Consider the following 16670-nt stretch of genomic DNA (forward strand, 5'->3'; position numbering starts at 1 on the left):
GGGGTTCGGGGGCGGGATTCCTTGGGAGGGGCCACAATCGCATCTGCGAGAGTGATTGTTTCTCTGGACCAACCCTGATCAGGCAGCGGAGGACAAGGCTCGCTCACGTTTACTCTCTCAAATTATAACACATCGATTCGTCGGTGAGAGACAGGTCTCCCCCGACTTTGCCCTTGTTTGGCAATATATACCTGGCTGTGCAACCCAAATTGGCGCATGGCGAAAGGCCGCGCGCCACAGGGTTTAATTGCAACGCAGCTTCAGGCCCATTCCCATGGCAGCGCCATCTGGCCAAGCAGCTTGGCCATAGCATCGCGGTCCACTTCGCCCGTCGTTTTGATCCGCGCGACGAGACCCCGTCTTTTGTCATCAATCACCTCGGCCACTTCGGCGGCAAGGCCCGCGCTTTGCAGCATCTCGTTGTAGACGCGCCCGATTGCGAGCTTGCGCAGGTCAGGCTTGAAAATCTTGCCGACCGCAGTCTTGGGCAGTTCGGGCAGGATCTCGATATGTTTGGGCACCGCAGCACGTTCGTGGATGTGGCTGCGCGCGTGCTGCATCAGCTCATCCTCTGCGACCTCGGCCCCGGCGACCAGCTCGACATAGGCGCAGGGCAGTTCGCCAGCAAAGCTGTCGGGCTGGCCGATGGCTGCGGCGGCAGCGACCTTGGGATGAGAGAGCAGCGCATCTTCGATCTCTGCCGGGTCGATATTGTGGCCGCCGCGAATGATCAGGTCCTTGGCCCGGCCAGTGATCCACAGATAGCCGTCGGCGTCCATCCGCCCCAGATCGCCCGTGCGCAGAAAGCGCCCTTCGGCAAACAGGTCGCGGTTCTTGTCGGCCTCGGTATAGGTCGAGCCCTCATAAACGCCCGGGTTGGCAATGCAGATTTCGCCGACCTCTTCGATGCCGCATTCCCGAAAGCCGCCATTCTGACGCTGCAGGATGCGGATGTGGGTATAGGGCAGGGGGATGCCGACCGAGCCGACCTTCTTGAGCCCGTCAATGGGGTTGCATGAGACAAGGCAGGTCGCCTCGGTCAGGCCGTAACCTTCGGCGATTTCGACGCCGGTGGCGGATTTGAAACGGTTGTACAGCTCGATCGGCAGGGGTGCCGAGCCCGAGATCGCGGTGCGAAGCGACGAAACATCCGCGTTTACCGGGCGCTGCATCAGTGCCGCGATGGCAGTCGGAACGGTGATCAGGAAGGTTGCCTGCCAGCGCTCGATCAGCTTCCAGAAATTGTCAAAGACACCTTCGCCGCGATAGCCAGCCGGTGTCGGCATCACAAGCTGAGCGCCTGACATCAGACAGGACATCAGCACCGGATAGGCCGCAAAGACGTGGAACATCGGCAGCGGGCACATCAGCACATCGGTTTCGGTGAACAGCAGCGTGCCGCCCAGCCAGCCGTTGTAGATCATCCCCGATTGCTTGTGCTGCGCGACCTTGGGCATACCGGTGGTCCCGCCGGTGTGGAAATAGGCGGCGACCCGGTCTCCGGCAGGTTCGTCAAAGGTCAGGCGGTTGTGTTTACGCGCGCTGGCGGCAGCCTCGAAATCCAGCACTTTGGCGTGGTGGCGCGTGGTGACCTTGGGACGCATCAAAGGCACCAGCAGGCGCTTTAACCCGGTCAGATAGCCGCGCAGATCGACCTCAAGCACCGTTTGCACATTGGGCGCTTGCGCAACGGCCGCGGCTGCTTTTTGCGCAATGTCGGATTTGGGAAAGCTTTTCAGCGTCACCAGGACCTTGGCGCCGGTTTCCCGCAGGATTGAGGCGATGTGGTCGGGCTCCAGCAGCGGGTTGATCGGGTTCACGATACCCGCAGTTGCACCGGCCAAAAGCACGATCGGCGCTTCAAGACAGTTTGGCAGCAGATATGCCACGACGTCCGTGGGCCCGACCCCTAGTTCGCGAAACAGGTTCGCGGTTTCGGTCACACGCTCGTGCAGTTCAGTCCAGCTCAGGGTGCGCGCCGGGGCTGTCGGGTCCGAAAAAAGCTGAAAGCTAAGCGCGGGGCGTTCAGGATGACGGTCCCGGGTTTCGGTCAGCGCCTGATACAGTGTGCCCGGCAGGATGCGTTGCGCATAGGGCATCTCCGTCTCGACCGCATCGCGGTCTGCGACGCCTGCAAACCTGACCACCATTTCTCAGACCTCCCAGTTTTCCCCCCGGGGCAGTGCCCCACTTACAGGCAGAATGGTCCAACTATCAGTATGCTGGCAAGCATTCCGCAGCGCTAATCCGGGGGGAAACGCAGCGTCGCAACCGCGCTGGCGGTGTCGGGACCCCTTAGTTCTGGGGGATACGCAGCGTCTGGCCGGGATAGATCTTGTCGGGATGGCTTAGCATGGGGCGGTTCGCCTCAAAGATCTCATTATAGCGGTTTGCCTTGCCCAGATATTTCTGTGCGATGGCTGACAGGGTTTCGCCTTTTTGTACGGTGTGGAACACGGGTTTGGCGGCCTGTGGTGCCGGGGTCTCGGTACCCGCGCCTTCGGCAAGCTCGACACGTGCGATGCCTTTGATGTTGCCGACCGCGAGAATCAGCTTTTCCAGCGTCTCTTGATCGCGCGCCTTGCCCGAGATCACAACCGTATCGCCCCGCAGCGTCAGGTGCACGTCCCTGGCCGTCAGCCCCAGTGAGGCAAGCTCAGCCTTGAGCGCCGCCACTTTGCGGTCGGTGTCGCTTTGCGCGGGCTGCGAGGGGGCCTCTTGTGCCTCTGCCTCTGACCCGAACAGCGACTTGCCGGCATCCTTCACGAAATCCCAGATCGCCATGAGATATTCCTTTCCAACTGCATTCTAGCGGCAACGTTTTGCCGAAGCCACGGTTCCAGAGAAATTTAGGCAACCTCAGGTTGAACGTCCCGGCTGCGTTTCGTAAATTGCAGCAGTTCAAAGGGTGCCAGATGTTGAAAATTTCACGTAAGATTATGTCTTTGCTTGTTTTTCTACCCGCCATGACGGCTCCTGCCGTTGCGGGGGAGGCTGGGCCCGTACCCGCCAAACCTGCAGAGGCCAGGGCCGGGCAGGTCACCTGCTATGAAACGTCGGTGCAGGAAAATCAGGCAGCTGCCAGTGCGACCAACGCATTGCGCAAAGCCCGCGGGTTGTCCTCGCTGCAGCCCAACCGCGATCTGGCCGTCGCTGCCGCCCGCCACGCCTGCGACATGGCCCGGCGCGGTCAGATGACGCATCGCGGCAGTGCGACCTCAGGGCCGATGCAGCGGTTGAAGAAAGAAGGGTACAGGCCCCGCATTGCCGCCGAAAACATCGCTGCCGGCCCCTGGGGGCAAGAGCAGGTTTTGGCAGCATGGTCACAATCGCCAGGGCACCTCGCCAATATCCTGCTGCCGCAGGTCAGGCATTACGGTATCGGCCGGGCGGTCGGGCCGGATGGCAAGACCGTGTATTGGGCGGCGGTTTTTAGCGCACCACGTTGAGCAGCGCGCTACGCTGGCCGGTCGCAATGATGGACGCCCGCATACCCTGAAGGCGTCGCGGGCGTCAGTTGCGATTTGCTTTGGGTGGCGGGTTTAACCAGCCCCTGTTTCGGCTTCTGCGGGTGTCTCTTCGTCCGCTGGACCTGCGGTGAACTGCAGCCGCGCCAGCCGGGCGTATAACCCTCCCTCGGCGACCAGTTCATCATGTCGGCCCTGTGCCACTACCCGGCCGCCGTCAAAGACAACGATACGGTCGGCCTTTTTCACTGTTGCCAGACGGTGGGCCACGATGATCGTGGTGCGCGAACGGGACAGTTCATCGACCGCATGTTGGACCAGCAGTTCTGATTCGGCGTCCAGGGCCGAGGTCGCCTCATCCAGCAGCAGGATCGGCGCATCGCGCAGGATGGCGCGGGCAATGGCAATGCGCTGCTTTTGCCCGCCTGAAAGCATCACGCCGCGTTCGCCGACATAGCTGTCATAGCCTTCGGGCAGCACGCGCAGAAAATCGTCGGCATGGGCTGCGCGGGCCGCAGCCTCGACCTCGGCATCCGAGGCATCGGGGCGGCCAAAACGAATGTTCTCGCGGGCGGTAGCGGCAAAGATCACCGGGTCTTGTGGCACCAGCGCGATGGACTGACGGAAATCGGCACGGGCCATATCGCGCAGATCAATGCCGTCGATCAGCACCCGTCCCGCATCAGGGTCCCAGAACCGTAAAAGCAGCTGGATCACGGTGGTCTTGCCCGCCCCAGAGGGGCCTACCAGCGCAACCGTCTCACCCGGGCGGATGTCCAGCGTCACGCCGTCCAAAGCCGAGCGGTCGGGGCGCGAGGGGTAATGGAAGGTGACGTCATCGAACCGGATCGCGCCCTTGACTGGCTGGGGCAGGGTGACCGGATCGGCAGGATCGCTCAGCGTGTCTTCGGCGGTCAGCAGTTCGCTCAGCCGCTCGGTCGCGCCGGCAGCACGTTGCAGCTCACCCCAGATCTCGGAAAGAGCGCCTACGGCCCCGGCGACCAGAACGGCGTAGATGACGAATTGCACCAGTTGGCCAACGGTCATCACCTCTAGCCGCACATCGCGGGCGCCGATCCACAGAACGCCAAGCACGCCCGAGAAGGCGAGGAAGATCACGATCATTGTCATCGCCGTGCGCGTCCGCACCCGGTTCATGGCCGAGTCATAGGCGCGCTCGGTCACCTCGTTGAAACGTGCGCGGGTCGGGCCTTCATGGGTAAAGGCCTGCACGGTCTGTGCCGAAAGCAGAACCTCGGAGGCCGCGCCTGATGATTGGGCGATCCAGTCCTGATTTTCGCGCGACAGTTTGCGCAGCCGCCGGCCCAGCACGACGATGGGCACGACCACCAGCGGCACCAACAGCAATACGAGACCCGACAGTTTGGCCGAGGTCCAGACCAGCATCGCCACGCCACCGATCAGCAGCAGGATGTTGCGCAGCGCGATTGGCACCGATGAGCCGATGACCGATTGAATCAGCGTCGTGTCGGTGGTGATGCGGCTGATAATCTCGCCGGTCAGGACCCGTTCGTAGAACGCGGGGCTCAGCCCGATGACGCGCTGAAAAACTGCCTTGCGGATATCGGCGACGACCCGTTCACCCAGCCGGGTGACAAGAAAGTAGCGCATCCCCGTCCCGATAGCGAGCAGCACGACGATGATCATCGCGGCGCCGAAATACTGGTCGAGCATGCCTGCGCCGCCGTCAAACCCATCGACCACCCGGCGCACGGCCAGCGGCAGGATCAGGCTGATCGTCGCCGTCAGCGTCAGCGCGCCAAGGGCGGCCGCGACCAGCCCGCGATAGGGGCACAGGAAAGGGCCAAGCGCCCTGAGTGCGCTGATGCGTTTCGTCGTCGGACGGTCCGCGATGGGTTTGGGTCCGCGTGCCATGTCTTCTCCCCTCGGGCGCCCCGATGGTGCCTTGCGTGATGTTCAGAGTGTCCGGGTGCCGCCCGCGAGTTCCAGAATGACCTGCCATTCCGCGTCCGAAACAGGCTGCACAGAGAGGCGCGAGTTGTTGACCAGCACCATATCCTTGAGCCTCGGCTCGGTCTTGGCCATGTCCAGCGAGATGGGCCGCTCAAGCCAGGCGACGGCGCGGACATCCACACATTCCCATTTCGGATCGTCTGCGGTCGAGTCGGGGTGGGCCTCGGTCACCACCTCGCAGATGCCGACGATTTCTTTGCCGACGTTCGAGTGATAGAAAAAGCCGCGTTCGCCCTTTTTCATGGTGCGCATGTTGTTGCGGGCCTGATAGTTGCGCACGCCGTCCCACTCTTCGCCCTTTTCGCCCCGGGCGATCAGGTCGTCAAAGCTGAACACGTCCGGCTCGGATTTGAACAGCCAGCATGCCATCAGCCGATCACCTTCTTCCACTCGATCACCTCGACCGAGGCAAACAGGTCTGCCGCTTTGTAGGGATCCCGGGCGGCCCATTCCTTGACCTGCGTCAACTCGTCAGCCTCAACCACCAGCAGCGAGCCGCGCATCTCACCATTTTCGATCAGCGGACCTGCCATTTGCAGGCCGGGCTGTTCCTTCAGGAATGCCAGATGATTTTCGCGGGTATCGAGACGGGTTTGCAGCTTGCCGGGATGGTCGCGGCAGATCACGGCGAAAAGGGGCATCATTCCTCCTTCAGGGGGCGTTTGAGCAGAAAATCCAGCGCATGTTCCATGACGATACTGCCCTGGGCAAGACCGGCGACCAGATTCGAGATCGGCATCTCGATCCCCAACCCCTCGGCCAGACGCGAAACGGCACGGGCGGTGGCAGCACCTTCGACAGTGGTGCCGGGCGCGAACTCGCTGCCCGCGCCAAGGGCCAACCCATAGCGAAAGTTGCGCGACTGCTCCGAGGTGCAGGTCAGCACCAGATCGCCAAGCCCTGAAAGCCCGCCCAGCGTTTCGGGCCTTGCGCCCAGCGTTACGGCCAGCCGCGTCATCTCGGCAAAGCCGCGCGTGACAATGCTTGCCCTTGCGCTGTCGCCGTAGCCGGCGCCGATCGCAGCCCCTGCGGCGATGGCGATGACGTTTTTCAGCGCCCCGCCCAGTTCGGCCCCGGTTACATCGGTCGTGCGGTAAAGCCGCAGCGAGGCGGTCGAAAGCTGGCGCTGTAAAATCTCGGCGGCGGCAGCATCGGCACAGGCGAGTGTCAGCGCGGTCGGTAAACCACGGGCGATATCGGCGGCAAAGCTTGGTCCGGTCAACACCGCTACGGTCGCATGCGGGCAGGCGGAAGCGATCAGTGCCGAAGGACCGGTCAGCGTAGTCAGGTCGATCCCCTTGGCGCAGCTGACCAGATTACGGCGATCAAGCCGCGCGCCATGGTCCGTCAGAAAACCACCCAGTGATTGCGCGGGCAGGGCAAGCAGGACGGTGGGGGCAGTGATATCCTTAAGCTCTTTTGTGACGATCAGGCTGGCGGGAAGGGGCACGCCCGGCAGGCGCGGGTTTTCACCAGCAGCGGCCCAGCCGGTTTCCCGCCCCCAAAGCGTAACGGGTCCTTTGGCCGCCAGGGATACTGCCAGCGCGGTGCCGAATGCGCCTGATCCGATGACTGCGACGCTCATGCCTTGGCTCCGCGCTTGCCAGCACCAAGCATCGGAGCGGCGCGCTGGTCCAGCGGCCATCGCGGGCGGGCGGCCAGATCCATGCCGTCACGCCGGCCAGCAAGGTAGCTCTCGATCCCGGCCCAGGCGATCATTGCGGCATTGTCTGTGCAAAGCTGCAAGGGCGGCGCAAGAAAGGTCGCGCCGGTTTCGGCCGCGACGGTTTGCAGCGCGGTGCGCAGGCTTTGGTTAGCCGCGACACCTCCGGCCACGGCCAGCGCAGGTGCTGGTGCCAGGGCCAGGGCGCGACGGGTCTTTTCGGCCAGCACATCGGCCACGGCCGCCTCAAAGCTGGCGCAAAGATCGGCGCGGTCCTGTTCGTGCAGCCCGCCTTGCGCCGCTGCCAGCGCGTCACGTTGGCGCAGCACCGCCGTCTTTAGCCCAGAAAAGCTAAGATCGCACCCCGGCCGGTCAAGCAGCGGTCGCGGCAGGGCAAAGCGGCGCGGATCACCCGCGCGCGCCGCTGCCTCGACTGCGGGGCCGCCCGGTTGGGGCAGGCCTAAAAGCTTGGCAACCTTGTCAAAGGCCTCGCCGGGGGCGTCGTCGATGGTTCCACCCAGCCGGGTAAACTGTTCTGGCCCCGCGACCGAGAGGAACTGGCAATGCCCGCCCGAAACCAGCAGCATCAGATAAGGATAACCGATGCCGTCGGTCAGGCGTGGGGTCAGCGCGTGGCCGGCCAGATGATTGACCCCGATCAGCGGCAGGCCACTCCCCGCCGCCAGCCCTTTGGCAAGCATGACGCCCGAAAGCACGCCGCCAATCAGCCCGGGCCCGGCGGTAACGGCGATCCCGTCCAGGTCGGACAGGCGCAGGCCCGCCTTGCGCAGGGCCTCTTCGACGCAGATATCCAGTTTCTCGGCATGGGCGCGGGCGGCGATTTCCGGCACCACGCCGCCGAAATCGGCATGCAGCGATGTCTGCCCGGCCACGACCGAGGCAAGGATCGTGCGATCCTCGCGCACCACCGCCGCCGCAGTGTCGTCGCAGCTGCTCTCGATGCCCAGAAAGGTCAGTCCCATGCTCATCCTTGTTTGCGCGCCGCCCAGGGCCTAGGCAGAGGGGAAGTAGCATCTTGCCCGAGCGATTGCCATGCCGTCCAACCCCCAGCCTATCCTGCTTTTGACCCGGCCCGAGCCTGCTTCGCGGCGATTTGCCGCAGAGTTTGATCTGCCGGGTGTCAGGTTGGTGATCTCACCCGTGCTGCGCATCATACCGGTCGCGCATGATGCGGTGCGGTTAAGTGCTGCGCGGGGACTGGTCTTTACCTCGGTCAACGCGGTCCCCGCGGCAGGGCCGGGACGCGGGCGGCCCGCGATCTGCGTCGGGCCTGCCACGGCCGAGGCCGCGCAGGCAGCGGGCTATGAAGTAACCGTCGGGCCCGGGGACGCCGAGCGGATGATGCCGCTGCTGAAAGGTCTGGATGACGGCTGGCTGCATCCCCACGGCACCCATGTCGCCCGCAGATTGCCGGTGCCGGGCATGGTCGTCTATGATCAGGCGCCCGAGCGGCTGAACGCCGAGGCAAAAGAGGTGCTTGCCGGGTCAGCGCCGGTGCTTTTGCCGCTATTTTCGCCACGTTCGGCGCGGCTTTTATCGCCGCAGGCTGAGGATGCGCAGGCCCCGTTGTGGCTGGCCCCGATCAGCGCGGCGGCGCGGGGTGCGTGGCTGGGGCCGGCGAGTCGCATCGAACTTGCCCCGACCCCCGATGCCGACGGGATCTGCTATGCCCTCTCGCGTCTGCTTGCGACGGAACAATCCGCGCGAGGGCGGGTTGAGGCCCCACGTCCCGGCGACTAGACTGCCTGCCGGAGCCAGGCATGATCGCAGGTGCAGGACGGCGGGACCATAGCCCCCCGCAGCGGGCCGCGATGTGAAAGGGAACGGGGAAGAGTTGTGAAAAAGCCAGAGATCAATTCCAGCGAAAACAAGGCAAGCCCCGGAAAAGACGGAAAGAAAAAGGCAGTTTCGGGCGCGGCTATCGACAGCCGCCCGGTCAGCTCGGGCGAGGGGGCCTCGGCAGCAGCGGTTGAATCCAAGCCGCCGGTCGAATCAGTGCTGGTTGGTAAAGGCGGTTCTTTGGCTGCTGCGGCGCTCAAACCCGATGCGGGAAAGACGGCAGCCGAATCGAAACCGGCCGCCCCCAAGCCTGCCGAAGCGCCTTCGCCCACCACCTTTGAGCCAGTTCCGGCAAAATCAACCGCCCCCTCTGGACCAGCAAAGGTCGAAACCCGCGTGGTTGAGGTGCGCAAGGGCGGTTTCGTGCCTACCTTTGTCGGCGGTGTCGTCGCTGCCGGTCTTGGCGCTGCGGCGGCATGGTGGGCGATCCCGCATCTGCCCCCGGCGTGGCAGCCCGGCGCAAGCGAATCCGCCCCGACCGAGGCACAGATTGCCGCCGCCCGCGAGGCTGGTATTGAGGCCGCCCGGGCAGAAATCCAAACTCAGGCCGAAGCTTTTGCCACCCGCGCTGCCGATGCGGGCGCGGATGCGGCACGGCAGGCTTTGGCCGACGCTCCGCAGCAGCAGGGTGGCGATGCCGAGGCCCTGTCGGCGCTGGAGCAAAAGCTGGCAGTGCTGGAAAAATCGCTGGCTGATCTGAATGCCCGACCTGTTGTCGCCCCGGTGGTGTCTGGCGAAAACAGTGACGAGTTGCAGCAGCTTCTGAATGAACTGACCGCTAAGCTGACGGCGCAGCAGCAACGCATTGATGAGCTTGCCTCACGCGGGGCTGGCGGCGGCGCGACCGCCGAGCAGATGCAGAGCTTTGCCGCGCAAGCCGAGGCGCTGCGCAACCAGATCGCTGCCACCGCCGAAGAGGCGGAGCGGCGCATCGCTGCGGCTGAGGCCCAGGCCGCCGATCTTCAAAGCAATGCCGAGGCCGCGAACCGTCGCGCTCAGGCCGCTACGGCTGCCGCTGCATTGCGCGTCGCGATCGAGACTGGTGGTCAACGCGATCAGGCGCTTGCCGGTCTGCGCGCGGCTGGGGTCGAGCCTCCGGCAGTGCTGACCGGGGATGTGCCGACTCTTGAGCAATTGCGCGCAAACTTTCCCGCCGCCGCGCGTGAGGGGCTGGCCGCTGCGCTGCAAGAGGTGCAAGGCAGCAATGGCGCGCTGGGGATGATCGGTGATTTCTTGCGGGTGCAGACTGGCGCGCGTTCGGTCGAGCCGCGCGAAGGCAACGATCCCGACGCCATCCTGTCACGTGCCGATGCTGCTGTGAAAGCCGGCGATATCAAGGGTGCGCTGGAAGAAATCGCCAGCCTGCCCCAATCGGGGCAGCAGGCGATGGCGGACTGGACCGCCTCGGCCGGGCTGTGGATCGAAGCTAATGCCGCGCTGGCCGCTTTGGCCGCGGGCAGCATGTAAGGGGCGCGCCATGCTGCTTTCGGCATTGAAAATACTGATCTTTTTTGCCATAGTTCTGGTCTTGGCGCTGGGGGCTATGCAGCTATCGGAAACCGGCGGCGGCCTTAGCATGGTCTATGGCGGCACCGAATACACCCTGGGTCCGGTACAGCTGATCATCGCGGCGCTGATCGTGGTGTTGCTGGGCTGGGCGCTGGTGCGCATCCTTGGCATACTGCTGGCATTCATGCGCTTTCTTTTGGGCGATGAGACCGCGATCAATCGCTATTTTGCCCGCTCGCGTGAGCGTAAGGGTTATGAGGCTCTGTCCGAAGGGATGCTTGCCGTCGCCTCGGGCGAGGGCAAGCTTGCGCAGGACAAGGCAGCCAAAGCGGCCAAGTTCCTTGACAAGCCCCATGTCACCGACCTGTTGGCCGCGCAGGCCGCTGAGGTTGCCGGCGATAGCCGCAAGGCGGGCGAGATCTACCGTCGTCTGCTGTCTGACCAGCGTACCCGCTTTGTCGGTATTCGTGGTCTGATGCGGCAGAAACTGGATGAAGGTGATACCACAACTGCCTTGAAATTGGCCGAAAAAGCCTACGCGCTGAGACCGAAGCATCCCGAGTTGCAGGATACGCTGTTGCAGCTGCAGACGCGTGAAGGCGACTGGAAAGGCGCGCGCGCGGTTCTGAAGGACAAGCGCCAGCAGGGCCTGTTGCCCAAGGATGTTCATATCCGCCGCGATGCGGTTCTGGCGCTGAAAGAGGCATCCGAGGTGCTGGCTCAGGGCAATTCGATCAGCGCCCGCGAGGCGGCGATTTCGGCTAACCGCGCCAGCCCGGACCTGATTCCGGCGGCGGTTCTGGCCGCGCGCAGCTATATCGCACAAAACGACGCGCGCAACGCCAGCCGGGTGCTGCAGAAAACCTGGAGCGTCCGGCCTCATCCCTCGGTTGCGGCGACCTATGCCGAGATCGCCCCCGACGAAAAGCCGGCCGCCCGGCTGCGCCGCTTCGAAGATCTTATGCGCCAGAACCCCGATCACGAGGAAACCAAACTTCTGCGGGCAGAGCTGCTGCTTGCTGTCGAGGACTTTCCCGGCGCACGGCGAGCCTTGGGCGATCTGGCCGAGAAGCATCCGACGGTGCGTTCGCTGTCGATCCTTGCCGCGGTCGAACGGGGCGAGGGTTCTGATGATGCGGTGGTGCGTGGCATTCTGGCCCGGGCGCTGGTTGCAAGCCGTGGGCCGCAATGGGTCTGCGACAAGTGCCACAACGTCATGGCCGACTGGTCTCCGACTTGCGACAGCTGTGGCGGGTTCGATACGCTGACCTGGCGCGAGCCCGAGACACCGGCCTGGAGCGCACCTGTCCCGAACGGGGTTGAGATGCTGCCGCTGCTGGTCGGAAGCAAGCCTGAAGGGGCTGGGGCGGCGCCTGTTTCTGTCGATGTTCCCTCCCTCGATCCTGCACCGCACCCGGCAGAGCCGGGGCTGATCGGCTCTGACCCGGCCGTGGCCAAGGTGGCTGCCGCGCCAGTCGAGATACCGGATGTTTCGCCGGGGATGGTGCCGCGCGAATCGGATTATCGCCGCGTTTCCCCCGGTGTTGGCGGGGCTGAGCCCGCGATGACCGTTACCGATCCGGACCCGGAGCCCGAGCCAGCCCCCGCCGCCCCCGAAGTTGCACGCAAGCCTGTACCTGCGGTCGGGGGTGACGTTCTGCCGGTGCGTCCTGATGTCGAGCCGCCAGAAGAGGATGACTTGACGAATACGGGGAAAAAACTCTGATCCCCCCTTTTCGTCCGCGCGGGAACCTGCTATCTGGCGCGGCGTACAAGATGCCGCTGTAGCTCAGCTGGTAGAGCACGTCATTCGTAATGATGGGGTCGGGGGTTCGAGTCCCTTCAGCGGCACCATGAACCAGAGAAAACCCACGCGCCGTCAATCGGCTGCGTGGGTTTTCTCTTTTTAATCGCCCGGCTTGCTTGCGTGTCGCTGAATGCACCTCCTGCGTTTCCATACCGGTGGGCGTAATCGTATTGCGGTCCCTTGCCGGGGTGATTACGCAGCACCTCGTAAGACTGCCGCCTGCTGCGCTGATTTGTGGATCGCAGGCGAAACGCAATAATTCAAAGGATTACGGGATGACCCTTACGAAACGCCTGATCATCGCCCTGATTGTCGGCATCGTCATCAGCGCGGGCGCGATGATCAGGGACAAGAAAAGAAATGCGGAATGGGTCGTCTCTCCCCAGCAGATCGCCGAGGCTCAGGCGCAGGGAAAACCCGGTTACGAAACCCGGCCAGGAACGGTGGCTGTGCTGCCGATCCGCAGTGAAACGGCCGACATTCTGCCCTATACGTGGGTGTTCTTTGGCCTGATCGGCGCAGCTGCGACCTTTGTCGTTACGCGGCGCCGTAAAGCCTGAAAGAAGGGCAGGGCATGTGACCTTCGCCTCGGGGCTTTCTCTGAGGCAGGGTCTCGTCCGGCCGTTTGGTCAAAGAATAGAGGGCGTCGCGGGTTCCACGGCGCCGCTTATCCTAAAGGGGCCAAAGCTAGGCCTCCGTGCATCATCGCTAGGCCAGCTCATGCTCTGATCAGGAGGATGGTGACCCCGACAGGACTTGAACCTGTAACCTGCCCCTTAGGAGGGGGCTGCTCTATCCAGTTGAGCCACGGGGCCGCTTAAGCGCCCTTTTGCCTTGCAAGGGGCGAAATGGCAAGCTTGCCGCGACCGGATGGAGAAGATAACGGTAACATGATTGCGTCCTGGTAGTTGCGATGAACACGAAAAGACCCCGCCGTCCCCTGACATTGCGTGATGTGTCCGAAGCCTCGGGCGTGTCGGAAATGACCGTCAGCCGCGTGCTGCGCAACCGTGGCGATGTCTCGGCTGCCACGCGTGAAAAGGTGCTGACCGCTGCCCGCACACTGGGCTATGTCCCCAACAAGATTGCCGGGGGGTTGGCCAGCCAGCGTGTCAACCTGGTTGCCGTGGTCATCCCCTCACTTTCCAATATGGTGTTTCCCGACGTGCTTGGCGGGATCTCGGCCGAGCTTGACGATACCGGGTTGCAGCCGGTGGTCGGGGTGACGAATTACAGCCCCTCGCGTGAGGATGCAGTGCTGTACGACATGCTGAGCTGGCGCCCTTCGGGGGTGATCCTTGCAGGGCTTGAGCATAGCAAGGCGGCGCGGGCAATGCTCGATAACGCCGGCCTGCCGGTGGTTGAGATCATGGATGTCGACGGAGATCCGATCGACACCGCCGTCGGCATCTCGCACCGCCGCGCCGGGGCCGAGATGGCGGATGAGATCCTTGCTGCCGGTTATCGTCGCATCGGCTTTATCGGGACCCATATGCCCGAAGATCACCGCGCCCGCAAAAGGCTGGCCGGATTTGAAGAGCGGCTGGGCGAGCATGGCGTGCAGCTTGCCGCGCGCGAATACTATCAGGGTGGTTCGTCGCTATTGAAGGGGCGCGAACTGACCGAGCGGATCCTGACCCGCGAGCCGGATCTGGATTTCCTCTATTTCTCGAACGACATGATCGGGGCCGGGGGGCTGCTTTGGTGCATGGAGCGCGGCTATGACATTCCCGGCAAGCTGGGGCTCGCCGGGTTCAATGGTGTCGAGCTGTTGGACGGGCTGCCGATACGGCTGACCACCACCGATGCACGGCGTATTGATGTCGGCCGACGCGCGGCGCGGATCGTTGCAGGCAAAGAGCCGCGCCCTGAAAATGGCCAGATCGTGCTGGCTCCGACCATTCTGCACGGCGATACGATCCGGGAAAATCCGTAGGGCCGGTGGGGAACGGCAGCCTCGTTTCCGGGGCTACCCTGAAAACTTAACCAAGTTCGGGGAAAAACAGCCCGCCGGGCGAGAGGGTAAATATCTCGCAGCCCGTCGCGGTGACACCGATCGAATGTTCGAACTGGGCGGAAAGCGATTTGTCGCGGGTGACGGCAGTCCAGTCATCGGCAAGGATCTTGGTCTCGGGGCGGCCAAGGTTCACCATCGGCTCGATGGTGAAGAACATGCCTTCCTCAAGCACCGGACCTTTGCCGGGACGGCCGAAATGCAGCACATTAGGCGGGGCGTGGAAGGTACGGCCAAGGCCGTGGCCACAGAAATCGCGCACCACCGACATGCGGTTCGATTCCACATAGGACTGGATCGCCCAGCCGATATCGCCAAAGGTTGCGCCGGGCCGGACGGCCTCGATCCCCTTCATCAGCGCATCATGGGTGACCTGGATCAGCCGGCGCGCTTTGACGCTGGGCCTGCCGGCGACATACATCCGCGAACTGTCGCCATACCAGCCGTCCACGATCACAGTGACGTCGATGTTCAGAATATCACCGTCGGCAAGAACCTTGTCGCCAGGAATGCCGTGGCAGACGACATGGTTCACGCTGATGCAGCTGGCATGCTGATAGCCACGATAGCCGATGGTGGCGCTGGTCGCGCCCAGTTCCTCGACCCGGTTGCGAATGAAATCATCAAGCCCGCCGGTGGTGGCGCCGGGCTGGACCAGCGGGCCGGCCTCATCAAGGATCTGGGCCGCGATCCGGCCGGCTGCATGCATGCCAGCAAAATCCTGCGGGTCGTGGATACGGATTCCCTCGCGGGTCTGGCGTGCGTCGTTCATGGCGTCCTCATATTCGTCTGCCCCCACAGATAGTCCCATGGCGGCACTTGTTCCAGCCCCGCGCGCGGACCTATACATTTGCGAAAGGACCCGTTCGCGAGGAGAAGCGCAGCGATGCAATCCGACAACCCAACTGCCGCAATCCTCGTCATCGGGGATGAAATCCTGTCCGGCCGCACGCGTGAGGGCAATGCCCATTACCTGTCGCAGGTTCTTAACAGCATCGGAATCGACCTGCGCGAAGTCCGTATCGTCGGCGATGACCACGATCATATCGTCGCGGCGATCAGGTCCCTGGACAAGTCGCTGGGCGGTGCCTGGGACATGCTGTTCACCAGCGGCGGTATTGGCCCGACCCATGACGACATCACCGCCGATGCCGTGGCTGCGGCCTTTGGCGTCGGGATCGAAATCAACGAAGAAGCGCGCCGCGTCATGGTCGAGCGCTGGGAAGCGCGCGGCGTCGAGGTCACCGGCAACCGGCTGCGCATGGCGCGCATTCCGCTGGGGGCCGAGCTGATCCCGAACTCGTGGTCAGCAGCACCGGGTTTCCATATCGGCAACACCTATGTCATGGCCGGTGTACCCGAGGTCTTTCGCGCCATGGTCGAGGCGATCGTGCCCGGATTGCCGACCGGGCGCCCTTCGGTCAGTGAGGCGCTGGAGGTTCTGCGTCCCGAATCCGATGTCGCCGACGATCTGCGCGAAGTGGCCGAAGCATTCCCGGATCTGTCCCTTGGCTCTTATCCTTTCCAGAGGGGGCAACGTTATGGAACCAATCTTGTCATTCGTGGAATAGATGAACGGCGCGTGACCGATGCCATGACGGCGCTGCGCGAAAGGCTGGCTCTGTGATCGCTGACCCCGATATCGCCCGCGCCTTTGAGACGACATGGCCCGCCGCCGAGTATATGCGTGTTGGCGGTTTTGAGGTCGGACGCGGCAAGGGCGGCGGCGGACGGGTCAGCTCTGTCCGTGCGGTCGAACATGACTGGGACGCGGGCGACATTGCCCGCACCGAGGCTGTGCAGCGTGGTTGGGGCGAACGACCGATGTTTCGCGTTGCCGATGACGATACCGCTTTGGCCGAGGTTTTGGCAGGGCAGGGGTATCGACACGGTACACCTACCGCGATCCTTGCCGCCGATTGTGCAACGCTGCTTGCCGAGCCGATTCCGCCGATGCTGGCCTTTCCGCTATGGCCGCCGCTTGCCATGCAACGCGATATCTGGAGTGCGGGCAATATCTCCGCGGCGCGGCAGGAGGTGATGCAGCGCGTTGACCTGCCCAAGACCGCGCTTTTGGGCCGGATGCAGGACCGTGCGGCGGGCGCGGCTTTTGTGGCGCTGGACGGGCCGGTTGCGATGATACACGCAATCGAGGTGGTCCCTGCACTGCGCCGGCAGGGCATGGCAGGCTGGTTGATCCGTGCTGCGGCGGAATGGGCGCAGGAAGGCGGCGCCCACCGGCTGGCGCTGGCAGTCAGCCGCGCCAATACGGCCGCGAGGGCGGCCTATGATCGGCTTGGCTTTGCTGAACTGGGTGGCTACGGTTATTGGAGCAAAGACTGAAGGGCCTGGGCC

The 16670-nt window shown here is 63.7% G+C and carries 16 protein-coding genes and 2 tRNA genes; 9 read left to right on the plus strand and 9 right to left on the minus strand.

Features of this window, described 5'->3' with window-relative positions:
- Nucleotides 1–260 precede the first annotated feature (260 nt).
- Complete coding sequence (locus PARACOCCUSGL_RS0114755; RefSeq protein WP_138918362.1) at nucleotides 261–2147, minus strand: acyl-CoA synthetase; 1887 nt, start codon at nucleotides 2145–2147, stop codon at nucleotides 261–263.
- 148 nt (nucleotides 2148–2295) lie between these two features.
- Nucleotides 2296–2784, minus strand: coding sequence for a peptidoglycan-binding protein LysM (gene lysM / locus PARACOCCUSGL_RS0114760; RefSeq protein WP_010398098.1), 489 nt, complete (start codon nucleotides 2782–2784; stop codon nucleotides 2296–2298).
- An 80-nt stretch (nucleotides 2785–2864) separates the two neighbouring features.
- Here lysM and PARACOCCUSGL_RS20690 point away from each other — a divergent pair, with 80 nt between their 5' ends.
- Nucleotides 2865–3449, plus strand: coding sequence for a CAP domain-containing protein (locus PARACOCCUSGL_RS20690; RefSeq protein WP_227493405.1), 585 nt, complete (start codon nucleotides 2865–2867; stop codon nucleotides 3447–3449).
- 93 nt (nucleotides 3450–3542) lie between these two features.
- Here the strand turns inward: PARACOCCUSGL_RS20690 and PARACOCCUSGL_RS0114770 are convergent, their stop codons facing one another.
- From PARACOCCUSGL_RS0114770 to tsaD, 5 genes are read right to left on the minus strand one after another with little or no spacing between them, the layout of a single operon-like run.
- Nucleotides 3543–5363: an ABC transporter transmembrane domain-containing protein gene (locus PARACOCCUSGL_RS0114770; RefSeq protein ID WP_010398104.1), complete on the minus strand. Its 1821-nt coding sequence runs from the start codon at nucleotides 5361–5363 to the stop codon at nucleotides 3543–3545.
- A 42-nt stretch (nucleotides 5364–5405) separates the two neighbouring features.
- Entirely contained in the window at nucleotides 5406–5831 is a 426-nt protein-coding gene (locus PARACOCCUSGL_RS0114775) for an EVE domain-containing protein (RefSeq protein WP_010398105.1), read from the minus strand.
- Nucleotides 5831–6103: a YciI family protein gene (locus PARACOCCUSGL_RS0114780; protein WP_040602183.1), complete on the minus strand. Its 273-nt coding sequence runs from the start codon at nucleotides 6101–6103 to the stop codon at nucleotides 5831–5833. The genes PARACOCCUSGL_RS0114775 and PARACOCCUSGL_RS0114780 overlap by 1 nt, the downstream gene beginning before the upstream one ends.
- Entirely contained in the window at nucleotides 6103–7047 is a 945-nt protein-coding gene (locus PARACOCCUSGL_RS0114785) for an NAD(P)H-dependent glycerol-3-phosphate dehydrogenase (protein ID WP_010398110.1), read from the minus strand. The genes PARACOCCUSGL_RS0114780 and PARACOCCUSGL_RS0114785 overlap by 1 nt, the downstream gene beginning before the upstream one ends.
- Entirely contained in the window at nucleotides 7044–8114 is a 1071-nt protein-coding gene (gene tsaD, locus PARACOCCUSGL_RS0114790) for a tRNA (adenosine(37)-N6)-threonylcarbamoyltransferase complex transferase subunit TsaD (RefSeq protein WP_029372358.1), read from the minus strand. The genes PARACOCCUSGL_RS0114785 and tsaD overlap by 4 nt, the downstream gene beginning before the upstream one ends.
- Nucleotides 8115–8178: 64 nt before the next feature.
- Between tsaD and PARACOCCUSGL_RS20695 the strand changes: the two genes are divergently transcribed.
- The 5 genes from PARACOCCUSGL_RS20695 to PARACOCCUSGL_RS0114815 all read left to right on the plus strand — a co-directional run bounded on the left by PARACOCCUSGL_RS20695 (nucleotide 8179) and on the right by PARACOCCUSGL_RS0114815 (nucleotide 12861).
- Nucleotides 8179–8886 (plus strand): uroporphyrinogen-III synthase, encoded by a 708-nt coding sequence (locus PARACOCCUSGL_RS20695; RefSeq protein WP_010398114.1) that lies wholly within the window; start codon nucleotides 8179–8181, stop codon nucleotides 8884–8886.
- A gap of 96 nt (nucleotides 8887–8982) precedes the next feature.
- Entirely contained in the window at nucleotides 8983–10452 is a 1470-nt protein-coding gene (locus PARACOCCUSGL_RS0114800) for a COG4223 family protein (protein WP_010398116.1), read from the plus strand.
- A 10-nt stretch (nucleotides 10453–10462) separates the two neighbouring features.
- Entirely contained in the window at nucleotides 10463–12220 is a 1758-nt protein-coding gene (locus PARACOCCUSGL_RS0114805) for a heme biosynthesis protein HemY (protein ID WP_040602184.1), read from the plus strand.
- A gap of 52 nt (nucleotides 12221–12272) precedes the next feature.
- A tRNA-Thr gene (locus PARACOCCUSGL_RS0114810) sits at nucleotides 12273–12348 on the plus strand.
- 228 nt (nucleotides 12349–12576) lie between these two features.
- Nucleotides 12577–12861 (plus strand): hypothetical protein, encoded by a 285-nt coding sequence (locus tag PARACOCCUSGL_RS0114815; RefSeq protein ID WP_010398122.1) that lies wholly within the window; start codon nucleotides 12577–12579, stop codon nucleotides 12859–12861.
- Between the two features lie 178 nt (nucleotides 12862–13039).
- Here the strand turns inward: PARACOCCUSGL_RS0114815 and PARACOCCUSGL_RS0114820 are convergent.
- Nucleotides 13040–13116: transfer RNA gene (locus tag PARACOCCUSGL_RS0114820), tRNA-Arg, on the minus strand.
- 98 nt (nucleotides 13117–13214) lie between these two features.
- Between PARACOCCUSGL_RS0114820 and PARACOCCUSGL_RS0114825 the strand changes: the two genes are divergently transcribed.
- Nucleotides 13215–14237 (plus strand): LacI family DNA-binding transcriptional regulator, encoded by a 1023-nt coding sequence (locus PARACOCCUSGL_RS0114825; protein ID WP_010398125.1) that lies wholly within the window; start codon nucleotides 13215–13217, stop codon nucleotides 14235–14237.
- A 46-nt stretch (nucleotides 14238–14283) separates the two neighbouring features.
- Here PARACOCCUSGL_RS0114825 and map read toward each other — a convergent pair whose 3' ends face one another.
- Nucleotides 14284–15087 (minus strand): type I methionyl aminopeptidase, encoded by an 804-nt coding sequence (gene map / locus PARACOCCUSGL_RS0114830; protein WP_029372359.1) that lies wholly within the window; start codon nucleotides 15085–15087, stop codon nucleotides 14284–14286.
- A 114-nt stretch (nucleotides 15088–15201) separates the two neighbouring features.
- Here map and PARACOCCUSGL_RS0114835 point away from each other — a divergent pair, with 114 nt between their 5' ends.
- Nucleotides 15202–15942, plus strand: a complete 741-nt coding sequence (locus PARACOCCUSGL_RS0114835; protein ID WP_010398129.1) for a molybdopterin-binding protein — start codon at nucleotides 15202–15204, stop codon at nucleotides 15940–15942.
- Nucleotides 15939–16658, plus strand: coding sequence for a GNAT family N-acetyltransferase (locus tag PARACOCCUSGL_RS0114840; RefSeq protein ID WP_010398131.1), 720 nt, complete (start codon nucleotides 15939–15941; stop codon nucleotides 16656–16658). The genes PARACOCCUSGL_RS0114835 and PARACOCCUSGL_RS0114840 overlap by 4 nt, the downstream gene beginning before the upstream one ends.
- Nucleotides 16659–16670: the final 12 nt, after the last annotated feature.

This window comes from Paracoccus sp. TRP, from assembly GCF_000185925.1.
Taxonomy (GTDB): Bacteria; Pseudomonadota; Alphaproteobacteria; order Rhodobacterales; family Rhodobacteraceae; genus Paracoccus; species Paracoccus kondratievae.